At 36.6% G+C, this 4,344-nt stretch carries 5 protein-coding genes; all 5 read right to left on the bottom strand.

All coding sequences use genetic code 11. From position 1 onward, the window contains the following. Positions 1 to 95: 95 nt before the first annotated feature. The 5 genes from JWG44_RS21690 to JWG44_RS21670 all read right to left on the bottom strand — a co-directional run bounded on the left by JWG44_RS21690 (position 96) and on the right by JWG44_RS21670 (position 4,132). Entirely contained in the window at positions 96 to 497 is a 402-nt protein-coding gene (locus JWG44_RS21690; protein ID WP_205277116.1) for a helix-turn-helix domain-containing protein, read from the bottom strand. A gap of 1 nt (position 498) precedes the next feature. Continuing rightward, entirely contained in the window at positions 499 to 786 is a 288-nt protein-coding gene (locus JWG44_RS21685) for a type II toxin-antitoxin system HigB family toxin (protein ID WP_332460821.1), read from the bottom strand. 276 nt (positions 787 to 1,062) lie between these two features. Beyond that, the gene (locus JWG44_RS21680) at positions 1,063 to 2,184 is read right to left on the bottom strand and encodes an HNH endonuclease (RefSeq protein ID WP_205277115.1); all 1,122 of its coding nucleotides are present in this window, start codon (positions 2,182 to 2,184) and stop codon (positions 1,063 to 1,065) included. Positions 2,185 to 2,377: 193 nt separating this feature from the next. After that, a complete protein-coding gene (locus JWG44_RS21675; RefSeq protein WP_205277114.1) occupies positions 2,378 to 3,319 on the bottom strand; it encodes a hypothetical protein in 942 nt (313 codons plus the stop codon). Between the two features lie 219 nt (positions 3,320 to 3,538). After that, entirely contained in the window at positions 3,539 to 4,132 is a 594-nt protein-coding gene (locus tag JWG44_RS21670; protein WP_205277118.1) for a restriction endonuclease, read from the bottom strand. Positions 4,133 to 4,344 lie beyond the last annotated feature (212 nt).

The following is a 4,344-nucleotide window of genomic DNA, read 5'->3' as shown; positions in this document are numbered from 1 at the left end:
TGTGGCTTTAGCCCGGAGTGAGCGCGAGCGGGAACCGTGAGTCGCGAACGGAGTGAGAAGCCGAAGTTATGCGTAGTCGCTTTGACTTTAAAACTTTAAATAAAAACTGCCGGTGAAACATTAAATCTTTTAGATAACGCCTTGACTTGTCTTACATTTAATTCTCTTTTGCCATTTAAAATTTCTGATACAACACCTTGGCTACCAAGCTCCTTCATATCTTTTTGAGATAGCCCATGTTCTTCCATTAAAGACTTTAAAATTTCAATCGGATCCGATTCAATCTCTATGAAGTGATCAGATTCGTATGATTCAACAATGTTTCCAATAGTTTCCATCAAAGGAGCTAATGAATGCTTTTCATTGTTACCTACTTCATCAATTAAGTTATCTAATATTTCTACAAGTTTCTTATATTGCTTTTGAGTCCTCGGATAGGAAATGACTTCTTTAATCTCAGGCCATACATTTTTTACTTTTTCTAATTCTGCGATCATTTTAAACCTTCCATTTTCCTTTGTCATACTCAGAATGAGTTAGAATTTCTCTGATATAGACTTTCTTCCTATTAAAGTGAATGGCTGCAATAAGTCTGAAATTGTTGCCAGATATATTAAAGACGAATAAATTTTGAACAATATCTGTTGAAGGAAAAACCTTTCTTAAATCGGGAAAATTATCAAAATCTGTTTTACTTAAGACTTTATACCATAATTCCAATGAAGATCTTGATTTTGGATATTGTTCAATAAAATCTATAATTTTCCGCTTACTTATTATATGCACAAAACAAACAATATCTCATATTGAGATTTTCGCAAGATTTATTTCAGCTCTGGGAAATTTTTAAGCGATTACGCATAACGAAAGAGGCTTCTCGACGTTGCGTCCGCAAGCGCCTGTGCGCGATGCGGTTGGCACGAGGTTCGAGGCGCCTTAGCGCCGGCTCGCGAACCGAAGTGACAAAGCAATGTGGCTTTAGCCCGAAGTGAGCGCGAGCGGGAACCGTGAGTCGCGAACGGAGTGAGAAGCCGAAGTTAGACGCTGTAGCGAATATTAAAATTAATTTTCTAATAAAGCAATTTCAGTATTAATTATATTCTTTAGTATATGGTTTATATACTCAGGAAGAGAGCACTGAACACTTTTCATTAAGTTTTTTCCTAGAATTAGGACAATCCCATCTCCGATTTTATCCAAATCGGCAGCATTTAAAATTGAGGTATCAGTTGCTGCGATTATCCAATTAAGAGTTCTATTTATATTCAGGTTAATACAAATTTTGTTATCTATTTTCAATAGCATGATGACGACAAGGCTTTTTAAGCCAGTAATTTTTTTGAAATATGCGTCTTGTTCTTCTGAACTGAACAATTTAGTTAAAAGAAGTTCCGGATATTTAGAACCTAGTCTATGCCATAATCCAATATGAAGTTCATCTGCGTACGGATGATCAAAAATTTTTGACCCGAATAGACAATACGAAATTCCAATAGCAAGTTTTGAAAGGAATCTGATATCAAAATCAAGGTAAACTTTGATCTGACATTCTCTATAATCGTCTTTAGGTAAATTTAAAAAAAAGTAAATTCTTTCAGAATCAATAGTGTTAGGATCTGAAAAACCAATGTCTTTAGGATCAGCTCCGTCAACTTTAGTACACATAATTTTCTTAACTTTAGTATTATCAAATGCATCTTTAAATGTTAGCCAGGTTAAAAGTTGGTTTTTATTTGAATTTTCTGAAAAGAGGAAATACGCAACTGATTCGATTTTCTTAGTATGTAAAGGATTTCCGCCTACATAAGAGTAAAAATTATCATCATTTAATCGAATCCAATAGATTTGCTCACCATGTGGACCGAGCCACATTTCACATATTTCATCTTTTGAAATACCAGGGACTGTTAAATTGCATATACCCATACAATTTAATGGCAAGGGTGTTGGATTATTTTCATTGTAATAATGCTTAGCCATAATACTAAGATTATTGAAAACTATAGAATTTTTAGCGAAAAGGCCATCGACAAACAGCCCAAGATTGTTATTGCAAGTTTTACAGACTTCACGGGTCTTAAATTGATTAGTTGAGTAGGCGCCACCTAAAAATTGAGGAATGACATGTTCTAATGAAAATTCATCTTCTTCTTTGTTCTTTCTACAATATATGCACTTTTTCATATTTTTGCTATGGCGTCTAACGAAGTAGGCTTCTCGACGTTGCGTCCGCAAGCGCCTGTGCGCGATGCGGTTGGCACGAGGTTCGAGGCGCCTTAGCGCCGTCCCGCGAACCGAAGTGACAAAGCAATGTGGCTTTAGCCCGGAGTGAGCGCGAGCGGGAACCGTGAGTCGCGAACGGAGTGAGAAGCCGAAGTTATGCGAAGTTTTCGCTAATCCCAATGGGATTGGAATTCCCAATAGATACGGAGAGTTTAACTTCCTCGTCTTCTTTTTCATATTCTGGGCGCTTCATTAATCCCGCTAACAATTGAATATATAGATTATATATTGATATTTTCGTTTCTTTTATTTTTAATTCGCCAATATGTTGAATGTCACAAGCCTTTATTCCCCAATGCATATCGACTACTAAATCAAATATTGATTTTAAATTACTCTCTTTAGAAAAACTTTCGCCTGGACAAACGATTCTCATAACTGCTTGAATTTCATATTTCGAAAGCATAATTATATTCTCAATCCCATTGAAATTCCGTGTAAACCAGTCAATAGAATATTCATCTATCAAACATCTATTAAGTCTATCGCGAGATATCATTCGCGAAGCATTAATAATTGCAGGTCCATAATATTTGTCTTCAATTTTAATTATACTATCATATGACGTTGAATATCGAATCGATAATTTACCGACAATCTCTCTGATCCCGGGACTCAAATGATACGTATTATACAGCCTCAAGGCGACTTCAAACCACATTATATAAGATATAGAATGAATCGGCGTCGGGAAAACGCAGATCAGACCATCTCCAGTATCGGCCACAATTGGATCATCTATATCTTCAAATAAAAATGCTTCGTTTTCAATCAGTATGTCTATCGTCATTTTATGAATGGCCTTAATTACGGAAGGAATAACGAATAGTTTTCTTAATTCGTTCTGAGAATATTTATAAACATCTATACATACAACTGAAGCCTTCGTTACATTTGATAGCTGAAGTAACTCATCTAATCGTTCTTGAACACCTTCAATATTCGGTTCTGGCGCCGGATTCTTATATACAAAGCCTTTATCTGGAAAGCAGCCGAAAAGGTCATTTTCCGAAATCGTATTAATTTTAGTTTTCATAATATTCCTTGCGAAAATTTCGCATAACGAAAGAGGCTTCTCGACGTTGCGTCCGCAAGCGCCTGCGCGCGACGCGGTTGGCACGAGGTTCGAGTGAGCCTTAGCGAACGTCCCGCGAACCGAAGTGACAAAGCAATGTGCCGGAGGCCGGAGTGAGCGCGAGCGGGAACCGTGAGTCGCGAACGCAGTGAGAAGCTGAAGTTATGCGACGGTCCTAATTTACAAAAATACTTCTTTAAAGCCTTTTCCCGCTTTTTCGTAACAAATTATATCCTTACTTTCTGCAATAGCTAAAGCATCTTGATCAAAACCATTTGATGATACGATAATTACTTTATCAGGTTTCCACAAAGCAGTTTTATTTTCCATTACATCGTCAACAGATGAGGATAATTTCATTACATCCTTTCTTTTTACTTTTCCTTTTAGATCTTTGCATTCAATCCAATGGTTTTCAACTTCTCTTTCTTTACCAAAATACCAAATGCCTAATGCAATTAATCCACAAGTAATTAAAGTAGAACCAGCAATTTCAGGAATATGCTTTTGAAAATTACTTTCAGCCAATTTTTTAAAGCCAGGAATAATATCTAAAAATGCGACTATAGACAGAATTATTCCTGCGATCCCGAACTTCCTAATTAATTCGTATTTTCTGTGATAGATCGCTCCGTGGATATCTACTTCATATGGTCTGGCAGAACTACTTCCATTAACTAAGGTTCTAAGTTCCGTAAAATCGTATTCAAGGTTTCGTTTTGCCCACTTTGCAAAATCCTCCTCTAATTTTCTGCCATCGGAAATCTTATTCATATTTATCCAGAGAAATGTAGTTTTTACCGGTCTAAACGTCCAATTTTATTCGTATTAATTATGAAATGAATTTTCAACGTTAAAAATTTTACTTTTTTACGCATAAATCCTTAGGACTGTCGCATAACGAAAGAGGCTTGCCGACGTCGCGTCCCCGAGCGCCTGCGCGCGAAAGGGTCGCGAACTTCTCTTACTGAAAAACTCTTCTTTTA

Source organism: Leptospira ainazelensis (assembly GCF_016918785.1).
In the GTDB taxonomy this organism is placed as follows: domain Bacteria; phylum Spirochaetota; class Leptospiria; order Leptospirales; family Leptospiraceae; genus Leptospira; species Leptospira ainazelensis.
The sequence above is the reverse complement of the archived record's forward strand: the minus strand, read 5'-3'. Positions and strand labels throughout refer to the sequence as shown.

Bases quoted from the DNA above. Each gene is read 5' to 3' on its own strand.
- JWG44_RS21690 (WP_205277116.1), bottom strand. From the start codon at position 497: ATGATCGCAGAATTAGAAAAAGTAAAAAATGTATGGCCTGAGATTAAA.
- JWG44_RS21680 (WP_205277115.1), bottom strand. From the start codon at position 2,184: ATGAAAAAGTGCATATATTGTAGAAAGAACAAAGAAGAAGATGAATTT.
- JWG44_RS21675 (WP_205277114.1), bottom strand. From the start codon at position 3,319: ATGAAAACTAAAATTAATACGATTTCGGAAAATGACCTTTTCGGCTGC.
- JWG44_RS21670 (WP_205277118.1), bottom strand. From the start codon at position 4,132: ATGAATAAGATTTCCGATGGCAGAAAATTAGAGGAGGATTTTGCAAAG.